Origin of the sequence: Aeromicrobium sp. Sec7.5, assembly GCF_036867135.1 — a bacterium.
Lineage (GTDB): Bacteria > Actinomycetota > Actinomycetes > Propionibacteriales > Nocardioidaceae > Aeromicrobium.
Genome location: NZ_JBAJIJ010000001.1, coordinates 1751837 through 1767663, shown reverse-complemented (window position 1 = coordinate 1767663; position 15827 = coordinate 1751837). Strand labels below are relative to the sequence as shown.

Annotated in this window: 13 protein-coding genes and 1 pseudogene; 13 read left to right on the top strand and 1 reads right to left on the bottom strand. The window is 71.8% G+C overall.

Annotated elements, in window-relative coordinates; translation table 11 throughout:
* Positions 1 to 79: 79 nt before the first annotated feature.
* The 13 genes and pseudogenes from pyrR (at position 80) to V6S66_RS08780 (ending at position 15449) form a co-directional block, all read left to right on the top strand.
* Positions 80 to 688, top strand: a complete 609-nt coding sequence (gene pyrR, locus V6S66_RS08840) for a bifunctional pyr operon transcriptional regulator/uracil phosphoribosyltransferase PyrR (RefSeq protein ID WP_334206372.1) — start codon at positions 80 to 82, stop codon at positions 686 to 688.
* The gene (locus tag V6S66_RS08835; RefSeq protein WP_334206371.1) at positions 685 to 1647 is read left to right on the top strand and encodes an aspartate carbamoyltransferase catalytic subunit; all 963 of its coding nucleotides are present in this window, start codon (positions 685 to 687) and stop codon (positions 1645 to 1647) included. Before pyrR ends, V6S66_RS08835 begins: the two co-directional genes overlap by 4 nt.
* The gene (locus V6S66_RS08830; protein ID WP_334206370.1) at positions 1644 to 2945 is read left to right on the top strand and encodes a dihydroorotase; all 1302 of its coding nucleotides are present in this window, start codon (positions 1644 to 1646) and stop codon (positions 2943 to 2945) included. Before V6S66_RS08835 ends, V6S66_RS08830 begins: the two co-directional genes overlap by 4 nt.
* A pseudogene (gene carA / locus V6S66_RS08825) lies at positions 2942 to 4060 on the top strand (glutamine-hydrolyzing carbamoyl-phosphate synthase small subunit); the annotation flags it as partial. The gene V6S66_RS08830 and the pseudogene carA, both read left to right, overlap by 4 nt.
* Positions 4061 to 4656: 596 nt before the next feature.
* Positions 4657 to 8001 (top strand): carbamoyl-phosphate synthase large subunit, encoded by a 3345-nt coding sequence (gene carB / locus V6S66_RS08820; protein ID WP_334206369.1) that lies wholly within the window; start codon positions 4657 to 4659, stop codon positions 7999 to 8001.
* Entirely contained in the window at positions 7998 to 8837 is an 840-nt protein-coding gene (pyrF, locus tag V6S66_RS08815; RefSeq protein WP_334206368.1) for an orotidine-5'-phosphate decarboxylase, read from the top strand. The genes carB and pyrF overlap by 4 nt, the downstream gene beginning before the upstream one ends.
* 41 nt (positions 8838 to 8878) lie before the next feature.
* On the top strand, positions 8879 to 9316 hold the full coding sequence (locus V6S66_RS08810) for a hypothetical protein (RefSeq protein WP_334206367.1): 438 nt from the start codon (positions 8879 to 8881) through the stop codon (positions 9314 to 9316).
* Positions 9300 to 9677, top strand: coding sequence for an integration host factor, actinobacterial type (gene mihF / locus V6S66_RS08805; protein WP_442885898.1), 378 nt, complete (start codon positions 9300 to 9302; stop codon positions 9675 to 9677). The genes V6S66_RS08810 and mihF overlap by 17 nt, the downstream gene beginning before the upstream one ends.
* Positions 9670 to 10257 (top strand): guanylate kinase, encoded by a 588-nt coding sequence (gene gmk / locus V6S66_RS08800; protein ID WP_334206366.1) that lies wholly within the window; start codon positions 9670 to 9672, stop codon positions 10255 to 10257. The genes mihF and gmk overlap by 8 nt, the downstream gene beginning before the upstream one ends.
* 55 nt (positions 10258 to 10312) lie before the next feature.
* The gene (gene rpoZ / locus V6S66_RS08795) at positions 10313 to 10615 is read left to right on the top strand and encodes a DNA-directed RNA polymerase subunit omega (protein ID WP_334206365.1); all 303 of its coding nucleotides are present in this window, start codon (positions 10313 to 10315) and stop codon (positions 10613 to 10615) included.
* Between the two features lie 19 nt (positions 10616 to 10634).
* Positions 10635 to 11867, top strand: a complete 1233-nt coding sequence (gene coaBC / locus V6S66_RS08790; RefSeq protein WP_334206364.1) for a bifunctional phosphopantothenoylcysteine decarboxylase/phosphopantothenate--cysteine ligase CoaBC — start codon at positions 10635 to 10637, stop codon at positions 11865 to 11867.
* 143 nt (positions 11868 to 12010) lie between these two features.
* Positions 12011 to 13201, top strand: a complete 1191-nt coding sequence (gene metK, locus V6S66_RS08785) for a methionine adenosyltransferase (RefSeq protein ID WP_334207248.1) — start codon at positions 12011 to 12013, stop codon at positions 13199 to 13201.
* 259 nt (positions 13202 to 13460) lie between these two features.
* A complete protein-coding gene (locus V6S66_RS08780; protein WP_334206363.1) occupies positions 13461 to 15449 on the top strand; it encodes a primosome assembly protein PriA in 1989 nt (662 codons plus the stop codon).
* A 25-nt stretch (positions 15450 to 15474) separates the two neighbouring features.
* Here V6S66_RS08780 and V6S66_RS08775 read toward each other — a convergent pair whose 3' ends face one another.
* Positions 15475 to 15756 carry a DUF4287 domain-containing protein gene (locus V6S66_RS08775; RefSeq protein ID WP_334206362.1) on the bottom strand — a complete coding sequence of 94 codons (282 nt, stop codon included), beginning with the start codon at positions 15754 to 15756 and terminating at the stop codon, positions 15475 to 15477.
* Between the last annotated feature and the right edge of the window lie 71 nt (positions 15757 to 15827).

Here is a 15827-nt window from a genome sequence, read left to right as displayed (position 1 = left end):
ACCTCGGCCGCTGGTACGCTGAGCGCCGAACATCGACATCCTTTAACGGCCGTCCCGTGAGGCGGAGAAGGAGGTCAGCATGGCCACGCCTGACAACGTTTCCGATGCTGCCGCGGACTCGGTCCGTCCGATCTCTGATCCGGTGCGTACGGTCCTCGACGCCGGGGAGATCTCCCGGGCGTTGACCCGCATCACGCACGAGATCCTCGAGCGCAACCACGGATCGGCCGAAGTCGTCCTGCTGGGCATCCCGAAGCGGGGCGTGCCGCTGGCGCGTCGGATCGCGCGGCGCATGGGCGAGGTCGAAGGACGTGAGATCCGCTCGGGCGCGCTCGACGTCACGATGTACCGCGACGACCTGCGTCTCAAGCCCGCACGGGCCCTCGAGCACACCGAGACCCCCGACGACGTCGACGACAAGATCGTCGTGCTGGTCGACGACGTGCTCATGAGCGGTCGCACGATCCGCGCCGCCCTGGACGCCCTGGGCGACCTCGGTCGCCCGCGCGCGGTCCAGCTCGCGGTCCTGATCGACCGCGGGCACCGAGAGCTGCCGATCCGCGCCGACTTCGTGGGCAAGAACCTCCCCACCGCCCTGACCGAGAAGGTGCGCGTCCGGCTCTCCGAGTCCGACGACACCGAGGACGCCGTCGGCATCGTGGGGCCCGTCACGGGGGGTGCCGCGTGAAGAAGCACCTGCTGAGCGCCGGCGACCTCACCCGAGACGACGCCGTCCGCGTGCTCGACACCGCGGCCGAGCTGCTCGGCGTCGCCCAGCGCCCGATCAAGAAGCTGCCCACCCTGCGCGGCCGCACCGTCGTGAACCTGTTCTTCGAGGACTCCACGCGCACGCGCATCTCGTTCGAGGCGGCGGCCAAGCGACTCAGCGCCGACGTCATCAACTTCTCGGCCAAGGGCTCGAGCGTCTCCAAGGGCGAGAGCCTCAAGGACACCGCGCTGACCCTGCAGGCCATGGGTGCCGACGCGGTCGTCATCCGTCACCACCACTCGGGTGCCCCGCACCGGCTGGCAGCGGCCGGTTGGACCAACGGTGCGGTCGTCAACGCCGGTGACGGCACGCACGAGCACCCCACCCAGGCCCTCCTCGACGCCTTCACGATGCGCTCGCACCTGATGCCCGAGGGCGGTGTCGGCCGAGACCTCGAGGGCAAGAACGTCACGATCGTGGGCGACGTGCTGCACAGCCGGGTGGCCAGGTCGAACGCCCTGCTGCTGCACACGCTCGGCGCGAACGTCACGCTCGTGGCCCCGCCGACGCTGCTGCCGGTCGGCATCGACACCTGGCCCGTCGAGACGTCCTACAGCCTCGACGACTCCCTCGAGAAGGCCGACGCGGTCATGATGCTGCGCGTGCAGCACGAGCGCATGAACGCCTCCTACTTCCCGAGCGCGCGCGAGTACAGCCGCCGCTACGGGCTCGACACCACCCGCATGAACCGCCTGCCGGACCACGCGATCGTCCTGCATCCCGGACCGATGAACCGTGGCATGGAGATCACGGCCGACGTGGCCGACTCCGGCCGCTCGGTCATCGTCGAACAGGTCACGAACGGCGTCGCGGTCCGCATGGCCGTGCTCTACCTGCTGGTCAGTGGGGCCACGAACGACGAGGGAGAGGGCTCATGACGAGCTATGTCATCCGCCAGGCGCGGATCCTGGGTGGCGACCCGACCGACATCGCGATCGCGGACGGCGTCATCACCGCGATCGGTGCCGGCCTCCCGCTCGGCGACGCGACCGAGGTCGACGCGACGGGTCTGGTCGCGCTGCCCGGCCTGGTCGACCTGCACACGCACCTGCGCGAGCCGGGTCGTGAGGACGCCGAGACGGTGCTCACGGGCACCCAGGCCGCCGCCCGCGGTGGCTTCACGTGCGTGCACGCGATGGCCAACACCGATCCCGTGGCCGACACCGCCGGCGTGGTCGAGCAGGTCTGGCGCCTGGGCCGCGAGGGCGGGTTCTGCGACGTGCAGCCAGTCGGCGCCGTCACGGTGGGCCTGGGCGGCACGCAGCTCGCCGAGCTCGGCGCGATGGCCGACTCCGCCGCCAACGTGCGGGTCTTCTCCGACGACGGCAAGTGCGTCTCCGACGCCGTGCTGATGCGTCGGGCGCTCGAGTACGTCAAGGCCTTCGACGGCGTCGTCGCCCAGCACGCCCAGGAGCCGCGCCTCACCGAGGGTGCGCAGATGAACGAGGGCCTGGTCTCCGGTGAGCTCGGCCTCACCGGTTGGCCCGCCGCGGCCGAGGAGGCCATCGTCGCGCGCGACTGCGTGCTCGCGGCGCACGTCGGCTCGCGCCTGCACGTGTGCCACCTCTCGACCCGTGGCTCGGTCGAGATCGTCCGGTGGGCCAAGAGCAAGGGCTGGGACGTCACCGCCGAGGTCACGCCCCACCACCTGCTCCTCACCGACGACCTCGTGCGCGGCTACGACCCGATCTACAAGGTCAACCCGCCGCTGCGCACGGCCGACGACGTCGCGGCGGTCCGCGAGGGTCTGGCCGACGGCACGATCGACATCGTCGCGACGGACCACGCGCCCCATCCGATGGAGGACAAGGAGTGCGAGTGGTCGGCGGCCGCCTTCGGGATGATCGGCCTCGAGACGGCGCTCTCGGTCGTCCAGCACACCATGGTCGACACCGGGATGCTGACCTGGGAGCAGGTCGCCGAACGGCTGTCAGCCGCACCGTCGCGCATCAGCCGTGTGGGCGGCGGCCACGGACGACCGCTCGCGGTGGGGGAGCCCGCCCACGTCGTGCTGTACGACGCGGAGGCGACCCGCACGATCGTCCCGGCCGAGACGGCATCGTTGTCCCGCAACACCCCCTACGCCGGGCGCGAGCTTCCCGGTCGTGTCGTCGCCACGTTCCTGCGCGGCGTCCCCACCGTCCTCGACGGTCAACTCCAGGAGGTCTCCCCATGACTACCGACAGCCCCACCGAGGCGATCCTCGTCCTCGAGGACGGTCGTACGTTCCGCGGCGAGTCCTACGGAGCGGTCGGCGAGACGATCGGCGAGATCGTCTTCAACACCGGCATGACCGGCTACCAGGAGACGCTCACCGATCCGTCGTACCAGCGCCAGATCGTGGTCCAGACCGCGCCGCACATCGGCAACACGGGCGTCAACGCGACCGACAACGAGTCGAGCCGCGCCTGGGTCGCCGGCTACGTCGTGCGCGACCCCGCCCGCGTGCCGTCGAGCTGGCGCAGCGAGGGCACCCTCGACGACTTCCTCGAGCAGCAGCAGGTCGTGGGCATCCAGGGCATCGACACCCGTGCCCTGACGCGCCACCTGCGCGAGCGTGGGGCGATGCGAGCCGGCATCAGCTCCATGACGACCCGGCCCGACCACCTGCTCGAGCGGGTCCGCAAGGCTCCGAGCATGGCCGGTGCCGACCTCGCCAGCGAGGTCTCCACGACCGAGGCGTACGTCGTGCCGGCCGTGGGCGAGAAGCTCTTCACCGTGGCTGCGATCGACCTCGGCATCAAGGGCATGACCCCCAAGCTTCTCGCCGAGCGTGGCATCGAGGTGCACGTGCTCCCGGCCGACTCGACGCTCGACGACGTCCTGGCCGTGACCTCCGGCGGGCCCGACGGCGTGTTCTTCTCGAACGGCCCGGGCGACCCGTCGGCCGCCGACGGCCCGGTGGAGCTGCTGCGCGGCGTGCTGGACGCGGGGGTCCCCTACTTCGGCATCTGCTTCGGCAACCAGCTGTTCGGTCGTGCACTGGGCCTGGGCACCTTCAAGCTCAAGTACGGCCACCGCGGCATCAACCAGCCCGTCAAGGACCTCACGACGGGCAAGGTCGAGGTCACGAGCCACAACCACGGCTTCGCGGTCGACGCCCCCCTCGAGGGCACGTTCGAGACTCCGTACGGTCCCGGGCGGGTCACGCACGTGGGCCTCAACGACGACGTCGTCGAGGGTATCGCCCTGGTCGACGCGCCGGGGTTCAGCGTGCAGTACCACCCGGAGGCGGCCGCGGGGCCGCACGACGCGTCCTACCTGTTCGACCGGTTCGTGTCCCTGATGAGTCAGCCGCGCGCCGGCGCCCGGGTCGTGGCCGAGACCCCGCCCGACACCGATCCGCAGCAGGAGGCCCAGGTCGAGGAGCATCCGACCGAGGGGCACCAGACCGAGGGGCACCAGAGCGAGGAGCGCCTCGGCGACGAGGCGCCCCGCAGCGACGGGGACGACCAGGCGGCCGTCGAGCCGACCCAGGCCGCCGCGCCGCAGACGTCGGAGGAGGCCGACCCGGAGACCGCCGGCTGGGGCCCCGACGCCGACCTCGACGGGCCCATCGAGCCGTCCGAGGAGCAGCAGGAGGCGGTCGACCAGGTGGCCCCGGAGACCTTGGGCTGGACCCCGGTGTCCGGCGACCCGTCGTCGGACGACCTCGACCTGAGCTACTCCGACGTCAGCGACTCCGAGTCGAACAGCCCCGGCGCCTGGTTCTCGTCCGAGGACGACGACGACCTGGACCGGGACAGCATGACGGTCATCGAGTGGGCCAGCGAGCCCCCGCCGTTCGACGTTCCGAGCCCCGACGGGGACGGACCGACGCAGCCCCCGCCGCCCGGACGCACCGACCAGGCGAGCACCCCCAGCAACGACACCGACGAGGAGGCCTGATGCCCAAGCGTGATGACATCTCGTCGGTCCTGGTGATCGGCTCCGGCCCGATCGTCATCGGCCAGGCGTGCGAGTTCGACTACTCCGGCACCCAGGCGTGCCGCGTGCTGCGCGAGGAGGGCCTGCGGGTCATCCTCGTCAACTCCAACCCCGCCACGATCATGACCGACCCGGAGTTCGCCGACGCGACCTACGTCGAGCCGATCACGCCGGAGTTCGTCGAGAAGGTCATCGCCAAGGAGCGTCCCGACGCCGTCCTGGCGACCCTGGGCGGCCAGACCGCGCTGAACTGCGCGATGCAGCTCGACGAGCGCGGTGTCCTCGAGAAGTACGGCGTCGAGCTCATCGGTGCGTCGATCGAGGCCATCAACAAGGGCGAGAACCGCGAGATCTTCAAGCGGATCGTCGAGGACCTGCCGCCCGAGTGGGGCGCGGAGGTCGCGCAGTCGGCGATCTGCCACACGATGGACGAGTGCCTCGCGGCCGTCGAGCAGCTCGGCTACCCGGTCGTCGTCCGTCCGTCGTTCACGATGGGCGGCAGCGGCTCGGGCCTGGCCTACGACGAGTCCGACCTGCACCGCATCGCCGGCTCGGGGCTCGCGCTGAGCCCCACGACCGAGGTGCTCCTGGAGGAGTCGATCCTCGGCTGGAAGGAGTACGAGCTCGAGGTCATGCGCGACCGCGCCGACAACGTCGTGATCGTCTGCTCGATCGAGAACTTCGACCCGGTCGGCGTCCACACGGGCGACTCGATCACGGTCGCGCCGGCCATGACGTTGACCGACGTCGAGTACCAGCGGCTGCGCAACATCTCGATCGGGGTGATCCGTGAGGTCGGGGTCGACACCGGTGGCTGCAACATCCAGTTCGCGATCAACCCGGCCGACGGCCGCATCGTCGTGATCGAGATGAACCCCCGCGTCTCGCGCTCGAGCGCCCTGGCCTCGAAGGCGACGGGGTTCCCGATCGCCAAGATCGCCGCCAAGGTCGCCATCGGCTACACGCTCGACGAGATCCCGAACGACATCACCTCGACCCCGGGCGGTTTCGGCACGCCGGCGAGCTTCGAGCCGAGCCTGGACTACGTCGTCGTCAAGGTGCCGCGGTTCGCGTTCGAGAAGTTCCCCGCCGCCGACGACACGCTCACGACCCACATGAAGTCGGTGGGCGAGGCGATGTCGATCGGCCGCAGCTTCAGCGAGGCGCTCGGCAAGGCCCTGAGGTCCCTGGAGCGCAAGGGCGCGCAGTTCACCTGGCCCACGCAGCCGGGTGATCGCGCGGCGCTGCTGGAGGAGGTCGCGCGCCCGCACGACGGCCGCCTCCAGACCGTGATGCACGCGATCCACGCCGGCGCCACGGCGCAGGAGGTCAACGAGGCCACCGGCATCGACCCGTGGTTCGTCGACCAGCTGGTCCTCATCGACGAGGTCGCCCGGGAGGTCCGTGAGGCCGTCGAGCTGCGGCCGGCGATCCTGCGGCGGGCCAAGCGGCACGGCTTCTCGGACGCCCAGCTGGCCGAGATCCGTGGTGTCCGTGAGGACGTCATGCGTGGTGTCCGCCACGCGCTCGGCATCCGTCCGGTCTACAAGACCGTCGACACGTGTGCCGCGGAGTTCGCGGCGCGCACGCCGTACCACTACTCGTCCTACGAGGACGAGACCGAGGTGGCGCCGCGCGAGAAGCCGGCCGTCATCATCCTCGGCAGCGGTCCGAACCGCATCGGTCAGGGCATCGAGTTCGACTACTCGTGCGTGCACGCCGCCCTGGCGCTCTCGGAGGCCGGCTACGAGACCGTCATGGTCAACTGCAACCCCGAGACGGTCTCGACCGACTACGACACCTCCGACCGCCTGTACTTCGAGCCGCTGACGCTCGAGGACGTGCTCGAGGTCTACCACGCCGAGCGCGTCGCCGGCCCGGTCGCGGGCGTCATCGTGCAGCTCGGCGGGCAGACCCCGCTGGGACTGGCGAAGGGCCTCGAGGAGGCGGGGGTCCCGATCGTGGGCACCAGCCCGTCGGCGATCGACCTCGCCGAGGACCGGGGGCTCTTCGGCCGGGTGCTCGCCGACGCGGGCCTGCCCGCGCCGAAGCACGGCACGGCCACGACGTTCGAGGGCGCCAAGGCGATCGCCGACGAGATCGGCTATCCCGTGCTCGTGCGCCCGTCGTACGTCCTGGGCGGCCGCGGCATGGAGATCGTCTACGACGAGGAGACCCTCTCGGGCTACATCGGCCGCGCCACGGAGATCTCCCCGGAGCACCCCGTCCTGGTCGACCGGTTCCTCGACGACGCGATCGAGATCGACGTCGACGCGCTCTACGACGGCACCGAGCTGTTCCTGGGCGGCGTCATGGAGCACATCGAGGAGGCCGGCGTGCACTCCGGCGACTCGGCCTGCACCCTGCCGCCGATCACGCTCGGCGCACTGGAGATCGACCGCATCCGTGCCTCGACCGAGGCCATCGCGGCCGGTGTCGGCGTGCGGGGCCTGATCAACATCCAGTTCGCGCTGGCCTCCGACACGCTGTTCGTGCTCGAGGCCAACCCGCGGGCGTCGCGCACGGTGCCGTTCGTCTCGAAGGCCACGAACACCCCGCTCGCCAAGGCGGCGTCCCGCCTGATGCTGGGGGAGACCATCGCCGAGCTGCGGGCCGCCGGGGTCCTCCCGGCCGAGGGCGACGGGGGCGTGATCCACGAGGACTCGCCGATCGCGGTCAAGGAGGCCGTGATGCCCTTCAACCGCTTCCGCACCTACGAGGGCACGTACGTCGACACCGTGCTCGGACCGGAGATGCGCTCGACGGGCGAGGTCATGGGCTTCGACGCGGGCTTCGGCCCCGCGTTCGCCAAGAGCCAGGCGGGCGCGCAGAACGGCCTGCCGACGGCCGGCAAGGTCTTCGTCTCGGTGGCCAACCGCGACAAGCGCAACGTGATCTTCCCGGTCAAGCGCCTCGCCGACCTCGGCTTCGAGATCCTCGCGACGCGGGGCACGGCCCAGGTCCTGCGGCGCCACGGCGTGCACACCTCCGAGGTGCGCAAGTTGGGGGAGGACCCCCTGCCGGGCGAGACCCGCTCGACGATCGTCGAGAAGATCCGCGCCCAGGACGTGCAGCTCATCATCAACACGCCGCACGGCGTCTCGTCCGGCGTCAACGCGCGCGTCGACGGCAACGAGATCCGCACCGCCGCGATCGCCGAGGGCATCCCCTGCATCACGACGGTGCAGGGCCTCGCGGCGGCCGTGCAGGGCATCGAGGCACTCATCGACGGCGGGCTCGACGTGAAGTCGTTGCAGGACTGGGCGATCGAGGGAGCAGCTCGCACCGCCGGGACGGCCGAATGACCTTCGGGTCCCGCCTCACGGCGGCGACGCAGGCGTACGGCCCGTTGTGCGTCGGCCTCGACCCCCACGCCTCGGTGCTCGAGGCGTGGGGCGTCGGTGACACGTTCGAGGGGCTCGAGCGGTTCGCCGAGGTGTGCGTCGAGGCCTTCGCCGGTCAGGTCGGCGTGGTCAAGCCGCAGTCGGCGTTCTTCGAGCGCTTCGGCTCCCGCGGTGTCGCCGTCCTGGAGTGGCTGCTGCAGCAGTTCCGGCACACCGGCACCCTCACGGTGCTCGACGTGAAGCGGGGCGACATCGGCTCGACGGCCCAGGCGTACGCGGAGGCCTACCTCGACGACGACGCGCCGATGGCGGCCGATGCGGTCACGGTCAGCCCGTTCCTTGGCTTCGGGTCGCTCGATCCCTTCTTCGCCGAGGCCGCCCGCAACGACGCCGGCGTGTTCGTCCTGGCGCTGACCTCGAACCCGGAGGGCCCGGAGTTCCAGCACGCCGCGGCGCGTGACGGGGGCACCGTCGCCGGATCGGTGCTGCGTCAGCTCGCCGGCCTGAACGCCGGTGCATTGTTGTCGGCCCCGGGCGGGGGGCCGCTCGGCCCCTTCGGCGCGGTGGTGGGTGCCACGATCGGCACCACCGGCGAGGACCTCGCGATCAACGGCCCGCTGCTCGTGCCGGGCCTCGGGGCCCAGGGCGGCACCGTGGAGGACCTGAAGCGGCTGTTCGGCGACGTCTGGTCCCAGGTGGTCCCGTCCTCGTCGCGGGGCATCCTGAACGCTGGACCCGATCCGGCCGCCCTCCGCGCGTCGGCCCAGCAGGTCAACGCCCAGCTCGTATCCTCATGAGGCCCTGACCACGTGACTCGACCGACCGGAGGAGCGCCCGCATGCGTCGTCGTGCCGCCGTCTGCCTGACCGTGCTCGTCGCCTCCGCGCTGTCCGGCTGCGGCACGAGCTCGTACTGCGCCGCGGTCGAGGAGCACCGGGCCGGGATCGACGACGCGACGCTGACGACCGCCTCGTTCACGACCCTCGGCGAGGCCCTCCGCGCGATCGAGGAGCAGGCGCCGTCAGGCGTGCGCGACGACTACACGGCCGTGGCCGACTCCGTCGAGGCCCTGCTGGCGGCCGAGGCGGTGGCCGAGGTCCCCATCGAGGAGCTGACCCACGGTGACGTCGTCGACCTGTCGGAGGACGACACGGCTGCGCTGCGTGCCGCCTACCAGGCGTTCAACGACACGGCGACCCATCGGCGCGCGATCGCCGACTCCGTGCAGGACGAGTGCGACCTCACCCTGAAGACACCCGGTGAGCAGGGCCAGTAGGCTCATCGCCACCACCGACGGAAGCAAGAGAGGCAAGACCGTGGCGCTCCCGAAGTTGACTGCCGAGCAGCGGCAGGCTGCGCTCGAGAAGGCAGCCGCGGCTCGCCAGCTCCGTGCCGAGATCAAGCACCGACTCAAGACGTCCGGCGCCTCGATCGCCGATGTCATCGCCGAGTCGCGGGCCAACGAGGTCGTCGCGAAGCTCCGGGTCGTCGACCTGCTGCAGTCGATGCCGGGCGTCGGCAAGGTCAAGGCGCAGGAGATCATGCGGCGCATCGGCATCGCCGACAGCCGCCGGCTCCGCGGTCTGGGAGCCAACCAGATCCAGGCGCTCCTGCGGGAGTTCGGGCACCGTGACTGAAGCCGGTCCCGCCGGCTCCTCCCGTCTCGTGGTGCTCGCCGGTCCGACGGCCGTCGGCAAGGGCACCGTCACGTCCTGCGTGCGACGCGACCACCCCGACATCTGGGTCTCGGTCTCGGCCACGACGCGGACCCCACGACCCGGTGAGGTCGACGGGGAGCACTACCACTTCCTCAGTGACGCCGAGTTCGACCGGCTGGTCCAGACCGGTGGCCTGCTGGAGTGGGCCGTCGTGCACCAGGCGGCTCGCTACGGCACGCCGCGCGCCGCGGTCGAGGCGCAGCTGCGCACCGGTGGCCCGGCGTTGCTCGAGATCGACCTGCAGGGGGCGCGCCAGGTGCGCGCTGCCATGCCGGAGGCGCTCCTGGTGTTCCTGGCCCCGCCGACGTTCGAGGAGCTCGAACGACGGCTGGTCGGCCGCGGCACCGAGTCGCCCGAGGAGCGGGCGCGCCGCCTCGAGACGGCGCGGGAGGAGCTGGCGGCCGAGGGGGAGTTCGACGTCACGATCGTCAACACCGATGTCGAGTCCGCGTGCGAAGAGTTGGTAGAGTTGCTCCGATCGGCCCCTGCCGCGGGTTGAACCCGCGTCGCAGGTGTCCCTGCGCCCCCGTCTTCCGACCACTGTGAGGTCTCCTGTGTCCACCACGCGTTCCGTCGCCCACGGCATCACCAACCCGCCGATCGACGACCTGCTCGAGAAGGCCGACTCCAAGTACAAGCTGGTGCTGTACAGCTCCAAGCGCGCTCGCCAGATCAACGCGTACTACGCCCAGCTCGGCGAGGGCCTGCTGGAGTACGTCGGCCCGCTCGTCGACACGCACGTGCAGGAGAAGCCGCTCTCGATCGCGATGCGCGAGATCAACGCCGGTCTGCTGACCGTCGAGGACATCGACCCCGACGCCGAGGTGCCGGCAGCCCCGGCCGCCGAGCAGGCCTGATCACCGCAGCTGTCCGCCGATGAACGAGCGCCAGCGACCCAGCGAGATCGTCCTCGGAGTCAGCGGGGGAGTCGCGGCCTACAAGGCCGCGCTCCTGGTCCGGCTGTTCACCGAGGCCGGGCACGGCGTCACGGTCGTCCCCACTGACGCTGCCCTCGAGTTCGTCGGCCGCGCCACGTGGGAGGCCCTGTCGGGTCGCCCGGTGCAGACCGGGGTCTTCGAGAACGTGCACGAGGTGCCGCACGTCCGGCTCGGGCAGAACGCCGACCTGGTCGTCGTGGCCCCCGCCACGGCCAACACGCTCGCGCGCGCCGCGGCGGGCATGGCCGACGACCTGCTCACCAACACGCTCCTGACCGCGCGGTGTCCCGTGCTGATGGCCCCGGCGATGCACACCGAGATGTGGGAGCACGCCGCGACGGTGGCCAATGTCGCCACGCTGCGCGACCGGGGCGTCACCGTCCTCGACCCCGCGGTCGGTCGTCTGACCGGCTCCGACTCCGGCCCCGGTCGCCTTCCCGAGCCGGAGCAGATCGCTGCCGCGGCCACGGCGCTGCTCGCGGGCCATCCCCGCGACCTGAGCGGACGCCACGTGGTCGTCACGGCCGGTGGCACCCGCGAGTACCTCGACCCCGTGCGGTACCTGGGCAACCGGTCCTCGGGCCTGCAGGGCGTCGCGCTCGCCGAGGCCGCGGTCGCGCGCGGCGCCCGCGTCACGCTCGTGGCCGCCAACGTCGCGGTCCCGACCCCCGCAGGCGTCGAGCTCGTCGAGGTCGTCTCGACCGAGGACCTGCGGCGGGCCACGCTCGAGCACGCGGCGCAGGCCGACGCCGTCGTCATGGCGGCGGCCCCCGCCGACTTCCGGCCCGTGTCCTTCGCCGACGCCAAGATCAAGAAGCGGGCGGACGGCCAGGCGCCCACGATCGAGCTCGTCGAGAACCCGGACGTGCTCGTCGAGGTCGTGCGCCAGCGAGACGCGTCGACGCGCCCCGGCGTCCCGGTCGTCGTCGGCTTCGCGGCCGAGACCGGCGACGCCAACGGCACCGTGCTCGACCACGCCAGGGCCAAGCTGGCGCGCAAGGGCTGCGAGCTGCTCGTGGTCAACGACGTCAGCGAGGGCAAGGTCTTCGGACGCACCGACAGCGAGGCCGTCATCCTGACGGCCGGCGGCGAGGCGCACGAGGTCCCGCTCGGCCAGAAGTCCGCGCTGTCCCACGAGATCTGGCGGCACGTCGCGGACCTGCTGGCCTGAGTCCCACGACGTTCCACGACGTGGGATAACCCGACACCAGCTGAGACGTTGTCTAGACTGTGCCGTGCCCCGCGCGCGGCTCCATCGCGCCCGCGCGCCGAGCGTTTCCCGAACCCAGCTGTGCCTCAACCCCGACCAGGAGCATTGTGAGCCGACTTTTCACGTCCGAGTCCGTGACCGAGGGTCACCCGGACAAGATCGCCGACCAGATCAGCGACAGCGTCCTCGACGCCCTTCTGGCCCAGGATCCCAAGAGCCGTGTCGCGGCCGAGACCTTCATCACGACGGGCCTGATCATCGTCGGTGGCGAGGTCACGACCGAGGCCTACGCCGACATCGCACGCATCGCCCGTGACCGCGTGCTCGAGATCGGCTACGACTCATCCGTCAAGGGCTTCGACGGCGAGACCTGCGGCGTGCAGATCACGCTGGACGCGCAGTCGCCCGACATCGCGCAGGGCGTCGACACCGCCGAGGAGGGTCGCGTCGGTGGCGCGACCGATCCGCTCGACCTGCAGGGTGCCGGCGACCAGGGCCTGATGTTCGGCTTCGCGGTCGACGAGACCCCCGAGCTCATGCCGCTGCCGATCACGATCGCGCATCGTCTGGCCGAGCAGCTCACCGCGGTGCGCAAGGACGGCACGCTGCCGTACCTGCGTCCTGACGGCAAGACCCAGGTCACCATCGAGTACGACGACAACGACAAGCCGGTCCGCGTCGAGGCCGTCGTGGTCTCGACCCAGCACGAGGACGGCGTCGACCTGGAGAACCAGCTCCCGAACGACATCAAGAAGCACGTCATCGACACGGTCCTGGCGCAGTACGACATCGACTCCAGCGACTACACGATGCACATCAACCCCACCGGGCGCTTCGTCATCGGTGGCCCGATGGGCGACGTGGGCCTGACCGGCCGCAAGATCATCGTCGACACCTACGGCGGCTACGCCCGCCACGGCGGCGGCGCGTTCTCGGGCAAGGACCCGTCGAAGGTCGACCGCTCGGCCGCCTACGCGATGCGCTGGGTCGCCAAGAACATCGTCGCCTCGGGCCTGGCCACCAAGGCCGAGGTGCAGGTCGCGTACGCGATCGGCGTGTCCAAGCCGGTCGGCTTCTACGTCGACACCTACGGCACCGAGACGGTCCCCGTCGAGACGATCCGCACCGCCGTGCTCGAGGTCTTCGACCTGCGTCCCGGCGCGATCGTCCGCGACCTCGACCTGCTGCGTCCCATCTACGCGCAGACCGCCGCGTACGGCCACTTCGGCCGCGCCGGCCTGCCGTGGGAGAGCACCGACCGCGCCGACGCGCTGCGCAAGGCCGCCGGCGTCTGATCCGCAGCAGCCCGCCGCACGCAACGGCCCTCGTCCCCGCCCGGGGACGGGGGCCGTTCCCCGTCCGGCGCGGGGCGGTGAGCCAGCCACCTTTCGGGACGGACCGCGGGTGAGGGCGGTGAGTGAACCACCTTTCGAGGGGTCCGAAAGGTGGCTGCGCCACCGCGGGCCCAGCGACATGGGCTGAAAGGTGGCGCACTCACCGCCCCACGGGTCCGCGCGGACCTGGCCCGTCGGTCGCGGCTGGTAGAACTGCCGGGTGGCGGACGACGGGCAGCTCGATCTCGGGATGGTCGCCGAGCCTGTCCGCAAGCCCGCGGCCACGCCGAGTAGACCCCTGCCGGATCCCGCGCCCGAGCTGCCGGTCGCACGGGTGCAGGTCGACACCGGCCTGGCCCACCTCGACCGGCCGTTCGACTACCTCGTCCCCGCCACGCTCCACGAGGCCGCGGTGCCGGGCAGCCGCGTCAAGGTCCGCTTCGCCGGCCGCCGGACCGACGGCTTCCTGCTCGAGCGGGTGGCCGCGAGCGATCACGAGGGAGCGCTGGCGCCCCTGGTCAAGGTCGTGTCGCCCGAACCCGTGCTGGCACCGGAGATCGTGGCGCTGGCGCACGCGGTCGTCGACCGGTGGGCCGGCACCACGAGCGACGTCCTCCGGCTGGCGATTCCACCCCGGCACGCGCGCACGGAGGCGCGCGACCGGCCCGCCGCGCCGGCCGAAGCTCTCCCCGCGCCGGACCCCGAGGCCTGGCCCGACGTCCCGGGCGCGGCAGCGTTCCTCGGTGCGCTCCGCGACCGTCGTCCGGCCCGCGGGGTCCGGTCGGTGCTGCCGACGGAGGACCCGGCCGAGGTCGTCGCCCGTGCCGTCCTGGCGACGCTCCACGCCGGCCGGGGGGCCGTCGTGTGCGTGCCGGACGCCACTGACCTCGACCGCTGGCACGCCGTGTTCACGTCCGTCCTCGGCGGTGGCCGGCATGTGGTCCTCTCAGCGGGGCAGGGACCGGCCGCGCGGTACCGGGCGTTCCTCGCGGCCCGTCGGGGCGACGTCCCCGTGGTGCTGGGCACCCGGGCCGCGGCGTGGGCGCCGGTCCACGACCTCGGGCTGGTGGCGATGTGGGACGACGGCGACGACCTCTTCGCCGAGCCACGCGCCCCCTATCCGCACGCGCGGGAGATCCTGCTGACCCGGGCGGTCGAGCACGACGCCGGGGTCCTGCTGGCCGGCCACGCCCGCAGCGCCGAGGCCCAGGCGCTCGTCGACTCGGGGTGGTGCGTCGACCTGACGGCCGACGACGACGTGCGCCGCGCCGCCTGGGTCCGCCCGAACGTCACCGACGGCTCGACCCACGGATCGGCGCCGGCGCGCCTGCCGACCGAGGTTTTCCGTGCGGTCCGCGAGTCCGAGGGCACCGTGCTCGTTCAGGTGCCGCGACGCGGCTACCGGGCGTCGTTGTCGTGCCAGTCCTGCCGTGAACCGGCCCGCTGCCGGGCGTGCGCGGGTCCGCTGGTGCAGCTCTCCTCGAAGGCCACGCTCGTGTGCCGGTGGTGCGCGACCCCCGCTCCCGACTGGTCCTGCCCGAGCTGCGGCTCGGCCCGGTTGCGCGCACCCGTGGTCGGACAGCTCCGCACGGCGGAGGAGTACGCCAAGGCGTTCCCGGATCACGAGATCGTGACCTCCGGTGGCGACTCCGTGCTGAGCGAGGTTGAACCGGGCCGGCGCATCGTGCTCGCCACGCCGGGCGCCGAGCCGCGGGTCGCCGGCGGCTACGCGGTCGTCGTGCTGATGGACACGTGGCTCGCCCTGGGGCGCGACGACGTCCGCGTCGTCGAGGAGGCGCACCGGCGCTGGTTCAACGCGCTGGCGATGGCGGCTCCGACCGGCCGGTCGATCGCGGTCGGTGACCCGGCGACCCTCCAGGCTCTCGTGCGCGTGGATCCGGTCGGCCTCGCCCGGCGCGAGCTCGAGCAGCGCCGCGACACGCACCTGCCGCCGTTCGGTCGCCTGGCCACGCTCGAGGCCTCGTCGCAGGTCCTGAGCGTCCTGGCCGGCCGGCCGTGGACCCCGCACACGGAGGTGCTGGGACCCGTCGCGGCCGACCCGCGCGACCCGACCGTCGAACGCCTGGTGCTCCGGGCCCCCCGGTCCGAGGGTGCAGCCCTGTCAGCAGGGCTCCGTGCCGTCTCGGCCGAGCGCAGTGCCGCCAAGGAGTCGCCGGTGCGCGTGCAGGTCGATCCCCTGACGTTCTGAGGTCGTCCCACGCTCCCGAGGGCGGTCAGCGGCGCGCGATGCCGTCGAGCCGGAGCACGTTCGACTCATCGCTGTGGCTGCCGGCCGTGCCGACGTGCTTGTCGGGGATCTGCGGGCCGTTCTTCACCACGTGCACCAGGGCCATGGCGTGCCCCCGGCCGAGTGCGTACGCGTCGGCGAGCCACGCCACGATCTCGCCCGCCTTCGTGTCCGGGCCGAACCCGCGCGCGTGCGCCTCGTCGACCAGCTCCTGCGGGATCCTGCCGGTCTTCGTCTCGATCGCGTCGATGTACGCCTGGAAGCTCATGGCCCTCCTCGGTCTGGCAGCCCCGAGCCTAGCCAGGTGAGGGCCCGGTGGGGGAGTCCCTAGACTCGGCC